The organism is Mesorhizobium huakuii, from assembly GCF_014189455.1.
In the GTDB taxonomy this organism is placed as follows: domain Bacteria; phylum Pseudomonadota; class Alphaproteobacteria; order Rhizobiales; family Rhizobiaceae; genus Mesorhizobium; species Mesorhizobium huakuii_A.
In genome coordinates, this window is sequence record NZ_CP050296.1 from 1,489,825 (window position 1) to 1,506,267 (window position 16,443).

The 16,443-nt window shown below is 63.9% G+C and carries 14 protein-coding genes and 1 pseudogene; 14 read left to right on the plus strand and 1 reads right to left on the minus strand.

All coding sequences use genetic code 11. From position 1 onward, the window contains the following. Window positions 1-198 precede the first annotated feature (198 nt). Window positions 199-393: a hypothetical protein gene (locus HB778_RS07390; protein WP_183462679.1), complete on the minus strand. Its 195-nt coding sequence runs from the start codon at window positions 391-393 to the stop codon at window positions 199-201. Window positions 394-708: 315 nt separating this feature from the next. Between HB778_RS07390 and HB778_RS07395 the strand changes: the two genes are divergently transcribed. The 14 genes and pseudogenes from HB778_RS07395 to HB778_RS07460 all read left to right on the plus strand — a co-directional run bounded on the left by HB778_RS07395 (window position 709) and on the right by HB778_RS07460 (window position 16,419). Beyond that, window positions 709-2,172 carry a phospholipase D-like domain-containing protein gene (locus HB778_RS07395; RefSeq protein WP_183462681.1) on the plus strand — a complete coding sequence of 488 codons (1,464 nt, stop codon included), beginning with the start codon at window positions 709-711 and terminating at the stop codon, window positions 2,170-2,172. Window positions 2,173-2,292: 120 nt separating this feature from the next. Beyond that, window positions 2,293-3,093 carry an endonuclease/exonuclease/phosphatase family protein gene (locus HB778_RS07400; protein WP_183462683.1) on the plus strand — a complete coding sequence of 267 codons (801 nt, stop codon included), beginning with the start codon at window positions 2,293-2,295 and terminating at the stop codon, window positions 3,091-3,093. Between the two features lie 100 nt (window positions 3,094-3,193). Further along, window positions 3,194-3,523: a hypothetical protein gene (locus HB778_RS07405; protein ID WP_183462685.1), complete on the plus strand. Its 330-nt coding sequence runs from the start codon at window positions 3,194-3,196 to the stop codon at window positions 3,521-3,523. Window positions 3,524-3,676: 153 nt separating this feature from the next. Then, window positions 3,677-4,279 (plus strand): ANTAR domain-containing response regulator, encoded by a 603-nt coding sequence (locus HB778_RS07410; protein WP_027045429.1) that lies wholly within the window; start codon window positions 3,677-3,679, stop codon window positions 4,277-4,279. Then, window positions 4,276-5,514, plus strand: coding sequence for a CmpA/NrtA family ABC transporter substrate-binding protein (locus tag HB778_RS07415; protein ID WP_183462687.1), 1,239 nt, complete (start codon window positions 4,276-4,278; stop codon window positions 5,512-5,514). Before HB778_RS07410 ends, HB778_RS07415 begins: the two co-directional genes overlap by 4 nt. A 71-nt stretch (window positions 5,515-5,585) precedes the next feature. Further along, on the plus strand, window positions 5,586-5,894 hold the full coding sequence (locus HB778_RS07420; RefSeq protein WP_143748257.1) for a hypothetical protein: 309 nt from the start codon (window positions 5,586-5,588) through the stop codon (window positions 5,892-5,894). Next, window positions 5,872-7,188: a CmpA/NrtA family ABC transporter substrate-binding protein gene (locus tag HB778_RS07425; protein ID WP_095199290.1), complete on the plus strand. Its 1,317-nt coding sequence runs from the start codon at window positions 5,872-5,874 to the stop codon at window positions 7,186-7,188. The genes HB778_RS07420 and HB778_RS07425 overlap by 23 nt, the downstream gene beginning before the upstream one ends. A gap of 51 nt (window positions 7,189-7,239) precedes the next feature. Beyond that, window positions 7,240-8,130, plus strand: a complete 891-nt coding sequence (gene ntrB, locus HB778_RS07430; protein WP_183462689.1) for a nitrate ABC transporter permease — start codon at window positions 7,240-7,242, stop codon at window positions 8,128-8,130. Between the two features lie 10 nt (window positions 8,131-8,140). Then, a complete protein-coding gene (locus tag HB778_RS07435) occupies window positions 8,141-8,938 on the plus strand; it encodes an ABC transporter ATP-binding protein (RefSeq protein ID WP_183462691.1) in 798 nt (265 codons plus the stop codon). A gap of 398 nt (window positions 8,939-9,336) precedes the next feature. Beyond that, window positions 9,337-9,528 carry a twin-arginine translocation signal domain-containing protein gene (locus tag HB778_RS07440; RefSeq protein WP_183462693.1) on the plus strand — a complete coding sequence of 64 codons (192 nt, stop codon included), beginning with the start codon at window positions 9,337-9,339 and terminating at the stop codon, window positions 9,526-9,528. A 116-nt stretch (window positions 9,529-9,644) separates the two neighbouring features. Next, entirely contained in the window at window positions 9,645-10,886 is a 1,242-nt protein-coding gene (locus tag HB778_RS07445) for an MFS transporter (RefSeq protein WP_244661861.1), read from the plus strand. A gap of 8 nt (window positions 10,887-10,894) precedes the next feature. Beyond that, window positions 10,895-13,344, plus strand: a pseudogene (nirB, locus tag HB778_RS07450) (nitrite reductase large subunit NirB). Window positions 13,345-13,408: 64 nt separating this feature from the next. After that, window positions 13,409-13,738 carry a nitrite reductase small subunit NirD gene (gene nirD / locus HB778_RS07455; RefSeq protein ID WP_095199294.1) on the plus strand — a complete coding sequence of 110 codons (330 nt, stop codon included), beginning with the start codon at window positions 13,409-13,411 and terminating at the stop codon, window positions 13,736-13,738. Between the two features lie 2 nt (window positions 13,739-13,740). Next, window positions 13,741-16,419 (plus strand): nitrate reductase, encoded by a 2,679-nt coding sequence (locus tag HB778_RS07460; protein WP_183462697.1) that lies wholly within the window; start codon window positions 13,741-13,743, stop codon window positions 16,417-16,419. The last annotated feature ends 24 nt before the right edge of the window (window positions 16,420-16,443 follow it).

The following is a 16,443-nucleotide window of genomic DNA, read 5'->3' on the forward strand; positions in this document are numbered from 1 at the left end:
AAACAGCGTAACGCACGCACCTCGGCTAGGGAAGAACTCCCCCGCGCAAAGAAAAACTTTTTTCGCGAAAAGACAGAAAAATGACCGATCGCTCATCAGCCTTGGTGCGGCTTCCGCGAATCCACTGCTTGGTTCTTTGCCACCGAAATCGGCGGCAAGGCAAGACGGGGCGCCGAGCCGACAGGTTACGGCCGGCTGCTAAAGCTCACCGCGACGTTTCTCGTACAGGTCCCAGGTGAGTTCCACAAAAGCCAGAAGGACATCGTCCTGATTCCAGCCGGCCGCGACCGCCGCCTGGACGATCTCATCGACAAGAGGCAGCAATTGGCCCTGGCACTGGGCCGACATGTCGCCGTCACCCACGGGAGGTCCCTCGAAGTTGAATCTCGTCATTCGGCGCTCCCCCTCGCCTCTGATCAAAGTGTTATAGTGTTAATTTCGTTCCCTCTGATATACAATAGATGTGCTACAAAAGTACAGGATGCCTTGGATCACCAAAGCAGCACAGGACGATGCCGTCTCTATGCTTTCCCTCGGGTCAAGTTGGCTTTCCCAGGGGGATTTCCGCGGAACTTCATCGATCAAAACCCTGCCTGGGAATAGATTTCCTCAGCCGAAGCGTTGGCCAGGTCGCGACTGCCATCCGCCGAATGCCAAGCATGACCGCCTGCATTGCCTTCTGCAATCGCTCGCTCGATAGTCCCGGCAATGTTCGAGACTATTGCGACTCACTGGACCCAAATCCTGGCGATCATTTCGGTGGTGATGGCGACCGTCGGCATCGCCCACGCCGTCATGACCAAGGAAGATGTGCGCGCCGCCACCGGCTGGGTCGGCGTGATGGTGCTGTCACCGATCCTCGGCGTGCTGATCTATGCCGTGGCCGGCATCAACCGCATTCGCCGCGCCACGATTACCGCGCAGCGCCCGCTTGCCGGCGACGCAGTATCCGCCAAGGATGAGCGTGACACCGCCGCCGAGGAGGCCCTCATCGTCGAGCGCTACGGTCAACGCTTCACCGGTCTGCGCACGCTGGGCGACAGGGTGGCGCGGCGCGCGCTCAACTCGGGAAATGCCATCGATGTGCTGGAAACCGGCGACGAGGCCTATGCCGCCATGGGCGCGGCGATCGATGGTGCCGAACGCAGCGTCCTGCTCGAGACCTATATTTTCGACAATGACGCCGTCGGCCTGCTTTTCGTCGAATCGCTGGCCGGCGCCGTCGCGCGCGGCGTCACCGTTCGCGTGCTGATCGACGCCGTCGGCGCCCGTTACTCCGTCCCCAGCATCCTCGGCCATCTGCGCCGCGCCAACATCCCCGCCGATGTCTTCAACGGCAACATCGTCATGGGCCTGCGCCTGCCCTACGCCAACCTCAGGACCCATCGGAAGATCCTGGTGGTCGACGGCACGGTCGCCTTCACCGGCGGCATGAACATCCGCAAGGGTTTTTCCGCCGAGTTCGCAGGCTCCAGCAGCGCCAGGGACACGCATTTCAAGGTCACCGGACCTGTCGTCGCCGACCTGTTCTCGGTTGCTGCCGAAGACTGGCGTTTCGCCGCCAACGAAGCGCTGAAGGGCGATGCCTGGCATATTGCCCCGCTATCGCCGGCACCCGGCCAGCCGATGCTGGTGCGGGCGGTCGCGTCCGGGCCGGATGCCAGCAATGAGACCAACCACAAGCTGCTGATCGGCGCCTTCTCGGTCGCGCGCAAGTCGATCCGCCTGATGTCGCCCTATTTCCTGCCGGACCGGGAACTGATCAGCGCCTTGATCACCGCCGCCCGACGCGGCGTCGAGATCGATGTCGTGGTGCCCGCGGTCAACAATCTCTTCCTTGTCGACCGCGCCATGACCGCGCAGTTCGACCAGATCCTGAAGAATTATTGCCGCATTTGGCGAACGGAGGGCCCATTCGACCATTCCAAGCTGCTTTCGATCGACGGCGTATGGGCCTATGTCGGCTCGTCCAACCTCGACGCCCGGTCGCTGCGGTTGAACTTCGAGATCGATCTGGAGGTCCTCGACGCAGGCTTTGCCCGCGAGATCGAAGCCCGGATTGGATCGGCGATCGAAACGGCCATTCCCGTCACGCTGGACTCCTTGCGGGCCCGCCCCTTCATCATCCGGCTGTTCGACCGCATCCTGTGGCTGGGATCGCCGTATCTCTAAAAACCCCTGGCTTTAACAAAACGACGTGTTTGACGGATAGTTTGGTGTCGGCCATGGAACATACGCGCAGAGACTCTATTTGAGGTGCATGGTGGAAGCAGCACGCATGGCAGGCACACGGTGCGAATGAACGGACGCAGCCTCCCGGCAACCATGCTTTTGTCCATCCGCGACAGGCGGATGCGCAAGGCAAACGCGGCTGCGCACAAGGCGACCGCCACCACAGGCACGCTGGTCGCTTCCTACAACGTCCACAAATGCATCGGCGTCGATCGCAAGTTCGATCCCGACCGCACCAGCCGCGTCATCCGCGAAATCGACCCCGATGTCATCGCCCTGCAGGAAGCGGATAACCGTTTCGGCGACCGTGATGGGCTTCTCGATCTGCCGCGCCTCGAGCGGGAAACCGGCCTTGTGCCGGTGCCGATTTCAGCCACCGGCAAGGGCCATGGCTGGCACGGCAATGTCCTGCTGTTCAAGAAGGGCGTCGTCCGCGACGTGCATCAGATCAGGCTTCCGGGCCTGGAGCCGCGCGGTGCGGTGGTGGCGGAGATCGACCTCGACGGAGACCGGACCTTGCGCATCATCGCAGCCCATCTCGGCCTGCTGCGCCACTCGCGCTCGCAGCAGGCCCGCGTCGTGCTGGACATCATGAGCAGCGCCGATGAAAAGCCGACCTTGCTGCTCGGCGACCTTAACGAATGGCGGCTCGGCAACCGCTCCGCGCTCAACACGCTGCATGCGACTTTCGGGCCGCAGCCACCGGCGGTCCCCACCTTCCCCTCGAACCTGCCGCTTTTGGCGCTCGACCGGATCATGACCAATCGGCACGGAATGATCGCAGCGGTGGAAGCGCATGATACGCCACTTTCGCGCGTTGCCTCCGACCATCTGCCGCTCACGGCGTTTGTTCGCCTATAGGCCCGGCTTGTCATGCAGGGCTTCGAAAAGCTCGGGATTCATTTTGGAACGCTAATTCTTTCTGCGAGTTGATACGCATTGAACCGCAGGAGAACGAAACATGAAGAAGTTATTTCTGGCTTCCATGGTGGCATTGGCCGCCACAGCCGCAGTCATTGCGCCGACGCAAGCCGCAAGCGTGATTATCCAGTCGGACGACGGCAACCGGTATTCACCGGACGACGAATCCGACAACGGCCAGATTATCGTTCGCCGCCATCACCGGCAGAATTACGACAACCAGTATGGCGACGACCAGAACGTGCAATATGATGACAACAACGATGGCCAGTATCGCCGCCACCACCGGCATCACCGCTGTCATATCGAACTGATCAAGCACTGGCGCCACCATCACAGGGTCATCGAGCAGGTTCGCGTCTGCGGCTGACCCGCACCCTGCCTTTGCAGCAAGACGACGTGATCTGCTTCCGAGCAGGAAGCAATCCACAGCGGTAAGCGATGATGCGGCATAGCCACGCCCTTCAAAAGGACGTGGCTATGCCGCATTGCACAATTTCGTGACCTTGCCCACAATGCAGGCATGGTCCGATCCTCCCTAGCCGTCCTGGTGATCGATGAAAATCGCATCCGTGCCTCGATCATCGAGGCCGGCTTGCGCGAGGCCGGCCATCAGCGGGTCACCGTCATCCATGACGTGACCGGCATTGCCCGGCGGATCGCCGAGATCGAACCCGACGTCATCGTCATCGATCTCGAAAACCCCAACCGCGACATGCTCGAAAACATGTTCCAGTTGTCGCGTGCCGTGAAGCGCCCGATCGCCATGTTCGTCGACCGTTCGGACCAGGCCTCGATCGAGGCGGCGGTCGATGCCGGCGTCTCGGCCTATGTCGTCGATGGTCTTCGGCAAGAGCGCGTCAAGCCGATCCTCGACATGGCCGTTAGCCGCTTCAATGCCTTCTCGCGCATGGCGCGCGAACTGGAAGAGGCGCGCAGCGAACTCGAGAGCCGCAAGGTGATCGACCGCGCAAAGGGCATATTGATGAAGTCGCGCGGCCTCTCCGAAGAGGCCGCCTATACGCTGCTGCGCAAGACGGCGATGAACCAGAACCGCAAGATCAGCGATATCGCCCAGAGCCTGGTGACCGCGGCCGGCTTGCTGGGGCCGGCGGAGGACGAATGAGCATGAGGCACCAGATCACCGCCGGCTTCATGCCGCTTTTCGACAGCGCCGTACTGGTCGCCGCAAGCGAGCTTGGCTTCGCCGCGCGCGAGGGCATTGACCTGACGCTGCACCGCGAGACGTCCTGGGCCAACATCCGCGACCGCATCGCCATCGGCCACTTCGATCTCGCCCATATGCTGGGACCCATGCCGCTCGCCTGCAATCTCGGGCTGACGCCGCTCGCTTCGGAAACCATCGTGCCGTTCTCGCTCGGGCTCGGCGGCAATTGCGTCACCATCTCCAACGCTGTCTGGGCCGGCATGGCGGCGCATGGCGCTGAAGCCGATCTCGATCCGGCGCGCGCCGGGGCGGCACTTGGCGCATTCATCCGGGAACGGGCGGTGGCAGGCCGCGAGCCGCTGCGCTTTGCCGTCGTGCATCCGCATTCCGGGCACAATTACGAACTGCGCTACTGGCTCGCCGCCTGCGGCGTCGACCCAGACCGTGAAATCGAGATCGTCATCGTGCCGCCGCCCTTCATGGCCGACGCGCTGGCCACCGGGCGCATCGACGGCTACTGCGTCGGCGAACCCTGGAACAGCGCTGCGGTGGCCGCCGGCACCGGGCATATCGTCACCGTCAAGGCACAGATATGGCGAAACAGCCCGGAGAAGGTCATCGGCGTGCGCAAAGTCTGGGCGAACGAGAATCCCGAGGCTCTGGCGGCACTGCTGCGCGCGCTGCATCACTCGGCGCGCTGGTGCCAGGATCCGGTCAACCACGGCGAACTGGCCAATGTGATGGCGCAGCCCGGCTTCCTCGGCCTGCCGCCGGCCGTGCAGATGCCGATCCTGACCGGCCATCTCCAATTGGGCGGCGGGGCAGAGCGAGATATCGACGATTTCTTCCTGCCCTTCGACAAGGCGGCGAATTTTCCGTGGAAGAGCCATGCGCTGTGGTTCTACACCCAGATGGTGCGTTGGGGGCACGTGGCGCACACGCCGGAAAACCTTGCGATCGCCCGGGATTGCTACCGGCCCGACCTCTATCGCTCGGCGCTGAAGCCGCTTGGTGTCGCCCTCCCCGGCGCCAATGCGAAGGTCGAAGGCGCGCTCAAGGTCGCCACAGCGGTCGGCGCGACCGGCGCCGGCCTGGTGCTCGGCCCGGACGGTTTCTTCGACGGCCAGATTTTCGATCCCGACGAGATCGACGCCTACATAGCGCACCAGAAATCGGCCCGCGCGGAAGCCTGATCATTTCCGCGCCACTCTTGTGCATTGCACAAAAATTGTGCGTGCACGTGCGTTGATGAACAATCTTTGGCTTGCTCGCCCTGCGGGCCCGTGCGCCGATACCGTACCATATCATTGATTTTATTGATATTTATCATCCATTCCAAAACTGGCACGGTTCCTGCGTTGCAATGGGCAGACTCTTCTCGGGTCACGTAACAGGCGTCCAATGGCGGGCGCTACAGGCAAAGCTGCCGCTCAGGTCAACACGCGATCCCGGATGGACGGACGCGCGCGGCCTGGCCGGCGGCTTTTTTGTTTTGACCGAACACGCAATCGACGGCGCTGATCCCGAGCAGTGCCCAACGGGAGACGACGATGACGAAACGCATCAAGACTGAAGCCCCCCTTGAAGGCATGACCCGTCGCAATTTTCTGATGGCAAGTGCTGCCACCGCGGCAACCCTGGCAGCCGCGCGTGCGCTGCTCCCCTCTGGCGCCTATGCCGCGACCGCCGCCCCGGAAGTCACCGGCGCCAAGCTCGGCTTCATCGCGCTGACCGATGCGGCGCCCCTGATGATCGCCAAGGAGAAGGGCCTGTTCGCCAAATACGGCATGCCCGATGTCGAGGTGCTGAAGCAGGCCTCCTGGGGCGCCACGCGCGACAATCTGATGCTCGGCGGAGAGGCCAACGGCATTGACGGCGCCCACATCCTGACGCCGCTGCCCTACCTCATGCACACAGGCAAGGTGACGCAGAACAACCAGCCGATGCCGATGGCGATCGTGGCGCGGCTGAACTACGACTGCCAGGGAATTTCCGTCGCTCAGGAATACGCCGCCACCGGCGTCGGCCTCGACGCCTCCAAGCTGAAGGAAGCCTTCGCCGCCAAGAAGGCCGCCGGCAAGGAAGTGAAGGCCGCCATGACCTTCCCGGGCGGCACACATGACCTGTGGATACGCTACTGGCTGGCCGCCGGCGGCATCGATCCCGACAAGGACGTCTCGACCATCGTCGTGCCACCGCCGCAGATGGTGGCCAACATGAAGGTCGGCAACATGGACGTGTTCTGCGTCGGCGAGCCGTGGAACGAGCAACTCGTCCATCAGGGCGTCGGCTTCACCGCCGCCACCACGGGCGAATTGTGGAAGGGCCATCCGGAAAAGGCGCTCGGCCTGCGTGCCGCCTTCATCGAGAAGAACCCAAACGCCACCAAGGCGATCCTGATGGCCGTCATGGAAGCCCAGCAGTGGTGCGAGGCCATGGAGAACAAGGACGAGATGGCCGCTATCATCGGCAAGCGGCAGTGGATGAACGTGCCCGTCGCTGACATCATCGGTCGCCTCAAGGGCGATATCAACTACGGCAATGGCCGCGTCGCCAAGGGCACCGACCTCTACATGAAGTTCTGGAAGGGCGGCGTCTCCTATCCGTTCAAGAGCCATGATTCGTGGTTCCTCGCCGAGAACATCCGCTGGGGCAAATTCGCACCAACCACCGACGTCAAGGCGCTGGTCGATCAGGTCAACCGCGAGGATCTGTGGCGCGAGGCAGCCAAGGATCTCGGCGTGGCGGCCACCGACATTCCGGCATCCTCGTCGCGGGGCGTCGAGACCTTCTTCGACGGCAAGGTCTTCGATCCGGCCAACCCGTCCGCCTACCTCGACAGCCTCAAGATCAAGGCATCGGCTTAGGCGCAACGGCGCTCGCGCGTTGTCGCCCAACGCCTAGGAGTTTTCCAAGACATGTCCATCCAAACCATCGAGGACACCAAGGTGAAGGCGTTTCCGGCAAAGCCCGCCGAACTGGTCACCTTCACAGCCAAGGCCCGGCGCCGCGTCGACCCGCTCGCCATTGCCGGCAAGCTGGCGACGGCGCTGGTGCCGCCGGCCGTCGTCATCCTCGTCCTGCTCGTCGTCTGGCAGGTCGCCTGCTCGTCACCCACATCAAGCCTGCCGCCGCCGAGCCAGGTGTGGAACGAGGCCTATGACCTGATCGCGCATCCGTTCTTCGACAACGGCCCGCAGGATATCGGGCTGGCGTGGCGGGTGCTTATCTCGCTGCAGCGCGTCGCCATCGGCTTCGGCATGGCGGCGGTGGTCGGGGTAGCGCTCGGCGCGCTGGTCGGCCAGTCGGTCTGGGCGATGCGCGGCCTCGATCCGGTGTTCCAGATCCTGCGCACCGTACCGCCGCTGGCCTGGCTGCCACTGTCGCTGGCGGCGTTCCGCGATTCCAGCCCGTCGGCGCTGTTCGTCATCTTCATCACGTCGATCTGGCCGATCATCATCAACACCGCCGTCGGCGTGCGCAACATCCCGCAGGATTACCGCAACGTCGCCCGCATCCTGCGGCTCAACCCGTTCGAATTCTTCGTCAAGATCATGGTGCCGGCCGCGCGCCCCTACATCTTCACCGGTCTGCGCATCGGCATCGGCCTGTCCTGGCTCGCCATCGTCGCCGCCGAAATGCTGACCGGCGGCGTCGGCATCGGCTTCTTCATCTGGGACGCCTGGAACTCGTCGCGGCTGCCCGACATCATCGTCGCGCTCGCCTATATCGGCGTCACCGGCTTCTGCCTCGACCGGCTGGTCGCGGCGGTCGGCGCCTTTGTCACCCGCGGCACAACGGCAAAATGAGGAGGGCAAGATGACGGCCTATCTGAAGCTCGACCATATCGACAAATCCTTTTCGCGCGGCGGTCAGGTCAGCGAGGTGCTGAAGGACATCAAGCTGACCATCAACAAGGGAGAATTCGTCTCCATCATCGGCCATTCCGGGTGCGGCAAGTCGACCTTGCTCAACCTGATCGCCGGCCTGACGAATGTATCCGCCGGCGCCGTGCTGCTCGAAAACAAGGAGGTCGACAGCCCCGGCCCGGAACGCGCCGTGGTGTTCCAGAACCACTCGCTGCTGCCTTGGCTCACCGTCTACGAGAACATCAACCTCGCAGTATCCAAGGTCTTCCGCCGCAGCAAGAGCCGAGCGGAGCGGCACGACTGGATCATGCGCAATCTCGACCTCGTGCAGATGGCGCATGCCAGGGACAAGCGCCCGGCCGAAATTTCCGGCGGCATGAAGCAGCGTGTCGGCATTGCACGCGCGCTGGCCATGGAGCCGAAGATCCTGCTGCTCGACGAGCCGTTCGGCGCGCTCGACGCGCTGACGCGCGCCCATCTGCAGGACGCGGTGATGGACATCCATTCGAGGCTGGACTCGACGACCATCATGATCACCCACGATGTAGATGAAGCCGTGCTCTTGTCCGACCGTATCGTGATGATGACCAACGGCCCGGCCGCGACCATCGGCGAGGTGCTTGCCGTGCCGCTGGCCCGACCACGCCGGCGTGTCGAGCTTTCCTCCGACCGCACCTTCCTGCGCTGCCGCGAGGCGGTGCTGAAGTTCCTCTACGAGCGCCACCGCTTCGTCGCAGCCGCGGAGTAAGATCATGACCGAAAAACGCGCAATCATCGCCAATTGGCAATCTGCATCGACAATAGGCAGCCTACCGCACTGCACAAATATTATGCTGCCGTGCAAGGCAGTCTGACTAATCTTTGATCCGCTGCCGGGCTCGGTCAAAAGTCGCCCAGCTGCGGTCCACATTGATTTCATTCGATAATCTAGGGCGCTGTCGAATTGGCACGCTTCCTGCTTTGCAGAATGTAGGTCCGCAAGGGCCAAGTGACACGGCGTCCAATGGCGGGCGCCACAGGCAAAGCTGCCGCTCAGGTCAATGCGCGATCCCGGATGGACGGACGCGCGAAGACCTGGCCGGCGGCTTTTTTGTTTTTTGCGCGATCGACGGCGCTGGTCCAAGCGGCGCCCAACCGGAGACGACGATGACGAAACGGATCGGAACTGGCGCATCCCTCGCGGACTTCACGCGCCGCGATTTTCTGGCCAGCAGCGCGCTGACGGCGGCACTGTTCACCGCCGCGCTCCTGCTGTTTCCGATCGGCGCCAAGACCCAAAGCAAGGACTTGACCGTCGCGAACCCGGTCTCGTTGCCCCCATCGATGCCGCGCCGCTGACCATTCACCCACAAAATATCCGCGGCGCCTCCCACGCCGCAAACCGGAGCCAGACATTGACCGCAAATCTCCCAGCCGCGCCCAGCCAGGACAGTGCTCCCCGGCAGGCGCTTGTGATGTCCACAATCGCCTTCACCGTATGCTTCGCGGTGTGGACGATCTTTTCAATCATCGGCGTGCGCATAAAGCAGGAGCTCGGACTGAACGAGACGCAGTTCGGCCTGCTCGTCGGCACGCCGATCCTCACCGGTTCGCTCGTGCGCATGGTGCTCGGCGTCTGGACCGACCGCTTTGGCGGGCGGCTGGTCTACACCGCGACCATGCTTGCGGCGGCGGTTGCGACCCTCCTGCTGGCTTTCGCGCACACCTACGGGCAGATGCTGGTTGCCGCGCTCGGCGTCGGGCTCGCCGGCGGCTCCTTCGCTGTCGGCGTGTCCTATGTCTCGCGCTTCTTCCCGGCCGACAAGCAGGGCACGGCCCTCGGTATCTTCGGCGCAGGCAATGTCGGGGCCGCGGTCACCAAATTCCTGGCGCCCTTCGTGCTTCTCTCCTGGGGCTGGCAGTCGGTGGCTCTGATCTGGGCGGCAGCGCTCGTCGTCATGGCCGCCATCTTCTGGTTCACCACCGGCGATGATCCCGTCATCCGCGAGCGCCGCGCCGGCAAGGCAGCACCCACGAGAAGCTTCTGGCAGGAATTCGCGCCGCTCAAGAATGTGCAGGTCTGGCGCTTCGCCTTCTACTACTTCTTCGCCTTTGGCGCGTTCGTGGCGCTGTCGCTGTGGCTGCCGCGCTACCTGATCGGCGTCTACGGCTTCGGGCTTGCGACCGCCGGCATGATCGGCGCCGCCTATTCAATTCCCGCAAGTGTGTTCCGCGCCTATGGCGGCGTGCTTGCCGACCGGATCGGCGCCCGGACCGTACTCTATTCGACGTTCGCCGTCAGTGCCGTCGCGACTCTCGTTCTGTCTCTCCCCTCGGCAGACTACGTCGTGCGCGGCATTAGCGGGCCGATCGCCTTCCATTTCGAGATCGGCCCGCTCGCCTTCATCGCCGTCGCCTGCGTGCTCGGCTTTTTCATGAGCCTCGGCAAGGCCGCCGTCTACAAGCACATCCCGGCCTACTATCCGCAGAGTGTCGGCGCGGTCGGTGGTGTGGTGGGCATGATCGGCGGGCTCGGCGGCTTCATCCTGCCGATCGCCTTCGGCGCCCTCAACGACCTCACCGGCGTGTGGTCGAGTTGCTTCATGCTGCTCTTCGTCATCGTCGTCACCTGCCTTGCCTGGATGCATGTCTCCATCCGGCGCATGGAGCGCGTGGCATCCGCCGAACCTTCACCCCTTTCCTACGCGGCTGAGTGAGACCGGACATGACAGAGAAACTCGTCATCATCGGCAACGGCATGGCGCCAGGGCGCATGCTGGAGCATCTGCTGGAAAAGGCGCCCGGCCTCTACCAGGTCACCATCTTCAACGCCGAGCCGCGTGTGAACTACGACCGCATCATGCTGTCGCCGGTGCTGTCGGGCGAAAAGGATTATGAGGAGATCATCATCCATGGTGACGGCTGGTACATCAAGCACGGCATCACCCTCTACAAGGGCCACAAGATCATTGCCATCGACCGGCAGGCGAAGACCGTCACCTCCGATCACGGCGTAACCGAGCCCTACGACAAGCTCGTCATCGCCACCGGCTCAGTGCCGTTCATCATCCCGGTGCCGGGCCACAATCTGCCCGGCGTGCTGACCTACCGAGATCTCGACGACGTACGCGCCATGATGCTTGCCGCCCAGTCGCGGGCCAAGGCGGTCGTCATAGGCGGCGGCCTGCTCGGCCTGGAGGCCGCGGCCGGCCTCAACGCGCAAGGCATGGACGTCACCGTGCTGCATGTTATGCCGACGCTGATGGAGCGCCAGCTTGATCCGGCCGCCGGCTACCTCTTGCAGCGCGCGGTGGAGCAACGCGGCATCAAGGTCATCACCAAGGCCAACACGCAGGCGATCACGGGCAACGGCAAGGTCGAGCAGGTGGAACTCGCCGATGGCACCATCATACCGGCGACCCTGGTGGTCATGGCCGTCGGTATCCGGCCGAATTCGGCGCTGGCGAAAGATGCCGGCATCGCCGTTAACAGAGGTATCGTTGTCGATGCCGGCATGCGCAGCAACGACCCCGACATCTACGCGCTCGGCGAATGCGCCGAGGTCAACGGCATGGTCTACGGGCTGGTGGCACCACTCTATGAGATGGCACGCGTTGCCGCCAGCCAGCTTGCCGGCGACGAGACCGCTGCTTTCGTCCATTCGGACACGCCGACCAAGCTCAAGGTCACCGGCATCGAGCTGTTCTCGCTCGGCGACTTCGCCGATGGCGACGACCGCCAGGAGATTGTGCTGCGCGATGCTTCAGCCGGTGTCTACAAGCGGCTGGTGCTTAAGGACGACCGCATCATCGGCACGGTGCTCTACGGCGAGACGTCAGATGGCGCCTGGTTCAACGACCTCAAGAAGAAGCAAACCGATATTTCGGAGATGCGCGACACGCTCATCTTCGGCCAGTCCTACCAGGGGGTGCCCCGCTGGACCCTATGGCGGCCGTTGCAGCCTTGCCGGATGATGCGGAAATCTGCGGCTGCAACGGCGTTTGCAAGGGAAAGATCACCGGCGCGATCACGGCCAAAGGCCTGACCTCGCTCGACGACGTGCGCGCCCACACCAAGGCGTCGGCCTCGTGCGGCTCCTGCACCGGGCTGGTCGAGAAGCTGATGGTGCTGACCCTCGGCGACACATACAACCCGGCGGCCGTCCAACCCATGTGCTCCTGCACCACGCTCGGCCATGACGAGGTGCGCCGGCTGATCAAGGCCAAGCACCTGAAGACTATTCCCGCCGTCATGCAGGAGCTGGAATGGAAGACCTCCTGCGGCTGCGCCAAATGCCGTCCGGCGCTCAACTACTACCTCGTTTGCGACTGGCCAAACGACTATGCCGACGACTATCAGTCGCGCTTCATCAATGAGCGGGTGCACGCCAACATCCAGAAGGACGGCACATATTCGGTGGTTCCGCGCATGTGGGGCGGCGTCACCAACGCCGCCGAACTGCGCGCCATCGCCGACGTCGTCGACAAGTTCGAGATCCCGATGGTCAAGGTCACCGGCGGCCAGCGCATCGACATGCTGGGCATCCGCAAGGAAGATTTGCCGGCGGTGTGGGCCGATCTCGGCCAGGCCGGTTTCGTCTCCGGTCATGCCTATGCAAAGGGCCTGCGCACGGTGAAGACCTGCGTCGGCTCCGACTGGTGCCGCTTCGGCACGCAGGATTCGACAGGTCTCGGCATCCGTATCGAAAAATTCATGTGGGGTTCGTGGACGCCGGCCAAGGTCAAGATGGCGGTGTCGGGCTGCCCGAGGAACTGCGCCGAGGCGACCTGCAAGGATGTCGGCGTCATCTGCGTCGACAGCGGCTACGAGATCCACTTCGCCGGCGCCGCCGGCCTCGACATCAAGGGCACCGAAGTGCTCGGTCTTGTGAAGACAGAAGACGAAGCGCTGGAGCACATCGTCGCGCTGACCCAGATGTACCGCGAGCAGGGCCGCTATCTCGAACGCATCTACAAATGGGCCAAGCGTATCGGCATCCCCGAGATCAAGCGCCAGATCATGGACGATGGCGAGAAGCGCAAGGCCTATTACGACCGCTTCGTCTTCAGCCAGAAATTCGCCCAGGTCGACCCATGGTCGGAGCGCGTCTCCGGCAAGGACAAGCACGAGTTCCGGCCGATGGCTTCGGTCGGGTTTGCCGAGGCGGCGGAGTGAGCGCGTGTTCCCGAAAAGTGGGAACCGGTTTTCGGTTAAGAACACGCGCAAAAAGGGAATTCACATGAACTGGATCGCCATCGGCACCATCTCCGACATCCCGCGGCGTGGCGCGCGCTGCGTGGCCACCCCGCAAGGCAAGGTCGCGGTCTTCCGCACCCAGGACGATCAGGTCTATGCCATCGACGACCATTGCCCGCACAAGGGCGGGCCGCTCAGCCAGGGCATTGTCCATGGCGCGGCGGTGACCTGTCCCCTGCACAATTGGGTGATCTCGCTGGAGACCGGCAAGGCGCTCGGCGCCGACGAGGGCGTGGTGCGCACCATTCCGGTCAAGGTCGAGGGCGAACGCCTGTTCCTGGCGCTGGAAGCGCTGGCCAGCCGCGCCGCCTGAACATGGAGATCGACACAGCACGCGAGGTGAGGACCACCTGCCCCTATTGCGGGGTGGGCTGCGGCGTGCTGGCGAAGGTCGCCGCGGACGGGCAAGTGTCCGTCCGCGGCGACCCCGATCATCCCGCGAATTTCGGCCGCGTCTGCTCCAAGGGCTCTGCACTGGCCGAGACCATCGACCTCGACGGCCGGCTGCTTCATCCCGAAATACACGACCGCCGCGTCGGCTGGGACGAGGCACTCGACCGCGTCGCCTCGACCTTTTCGCAAACCATCGCCGAGCACGGGCCGGATGCGGTCGCCTTCTATGTCTCGGGCCAACTACTGACCGAGGATTATTACCTCGCCAACAAGCTGATGAAGGGTTTTGTCGGCTCGGCCAACATCGACACCAATTCGCGCCTCTGCATGGCCTCGTCGGTCGCCGGCCACCGCCGTGCCTTCGGCTCCGACACGGTGCCGGGAACCTATGAGGATCTGGAAATCGCCGACCTCATCGTGCTGGTCGGTTCCAACCTCGCCTGGTGCCATCCCGTGCTCTACCAGCGCATTGCCGCCGCCCGGGAAAAGCGGCCGGAGATGAAGATCGTGCTGATCGACCCGCGCCGCACCATGACATCTGATATCGCCGACATGCATCTGGCGATCGCGGCGGATGGCGACGTCGCTCTGTTCACCGGCCTGCTCGCCTGGCTCGGCCAGCACAACGCACTCGACCGCTCCTACATCACCGCGCACACGACCGGCTTCGGACAAGCGCTTTTCGCGGCGTCGGCGCTCGATCTTGGCGGAATCGCTGCCGCCACCGGTCTGAGCGAGGACGAACTCACCCGCTTCTACAGCCTGTTTGCCGCGACCGCGAAGACGGTGACCGTTTACAGCCAGGGCGTGAACCAGTCGTCGTCCGGCACCGACAAGGTCAACGCCATCATCAATTGCCATCTCGCCACCGGTCGCATCGGCAGGCCGGGAGCCGGGCCGTTCTCGGTGACCGGCCAGCCCAACGCCATGGGCGGCCGCGAGGTCGGCGGCATGGCCAACATGCTCGCCGCCCATATGGAGATCGACAACCCCGAACACCGCGACCGTGTGCGCCGCTTCTGGAACGCGCCCGATGTCGCGCAAAAGCCCGGCCTGAAGGCGGTCGAGATGTTTCAAGCCGTTGCCGACGGGCGCATCAAGGCGCTGTGGATCATGGCGACCAATCCGGTCGATTCGATGCCGGACGCCGATGCTGTCGAAGCGGCGATCAAGGCTTGCCCGTTCGTCGTGGTGTCGGATGTGCTGGCCAGCACGGACACAGTGCGTCACGCCCATGTTCGACTGCCCGCCACCGCCTGGGGCGAGAAGGACGGCACCGTCACCAATTCGGAGCGCCGCATCTCGCGCCAGCGGTCGTTTCTGGCGGCGCCCGGCGAAGCGAGGCCCGACTGGTGGATCATCGCGGAGGTGGCGCGGCGGATGGGATTTGGCGAGGCGTTTGGGCACGAGACGCCGGCGGAGATTTTTGGTGAGCACGCCGCGCTGTCCGGGTTCGAGAATGATGGTGCGCGGGATTTCGATATCGGTGCGTATGCCGGGGCCGATGCTGAAAGTTATGCATCACTTGAGCCATTCCAATGGCCAGCCCCCAGCCCACGAGGCGGCACTACGGAGCACCAACCCATTCGCTTCTTCGCCAACGGCAATTTCTACACACCCGACCGCAAGGCACGCTTCATCGCCATCCGCGCCACCACCGAAACCCGCGCCACATCCGATTTCCCCCTCATCCTGAACACCGGCCGGATCCGCGACCACTGGCACACCATGACGCGCACCGGCAAAAGCCCGCGTCTGTCCCAGCACATCGCCGAGCCCTTTGTCGAAATCCACCCCGTGGACGCGCAGCACCACGGCATCGGCGACGCCGACATCGTGCGTATTGCCAGCCCGCGCGGCGACGTGCTGGTTCGCGCCTTGATCACGCCCCGCCAGCGCCCGGGCAGCGTCTTCGCGCCGATGCACTGGACCGATCAGTTCGCGGCAAAAGGCCGGCTCGACGCACTGACCGCACCGCTCATCGATCCGGTCTCAGGCCAACCCGCGTTGAAGCATGTCGCGGCCCGCATCGAGAGATTTGTCGCCAAGGCCTTTGGTTTCGCCGTGATGCGCCAGAAGCCGGAACGGATTGACGCGAGCTATTGGGCGGTTGCCAAGTGCCGGGGCGGATGGCGGGTCGAGCTTGCCTTTGCCGACGACGCTATCGACTGGACAGCCTTTGCCGGCTCGCTCTTCGGTGCCCCCGCAGCCGAAATGCTCGCCTATCACGACCGCGACGCCGGCCAGCACCGCATCGCCGCCTTCGATGGCGAGCGCCTCATGGGCGCCTTGTTCGTCGCACCCGGCCCGGTCGCGGTGTCGCGCGGCTGGGCGGCGGAACAGCTTGAAGAAGTCCACGCCAGCCAGCGCGAGCGCTTCCGGATCGTCGCCGGCCGCGCCGGTGCCGAACGGCCCGATGCAGGCGCCACCGTCTGCTCCTGTTTCAACGTCGGAGCCAACCAGATCGTGGCCGCGGTGGCGGCCGGCTGCACCACGGTCGAGGCCATCGGCGGCGCGCTGAAGGCCGGCACCAATTGCGGCTCCTGCCGGTCGGAGATCCGCGCCATCATCCAGGCGAACCGCGTTCAAGCGGCCGAGTGAGGGCGATTGAGTGGTCCGCAAGAC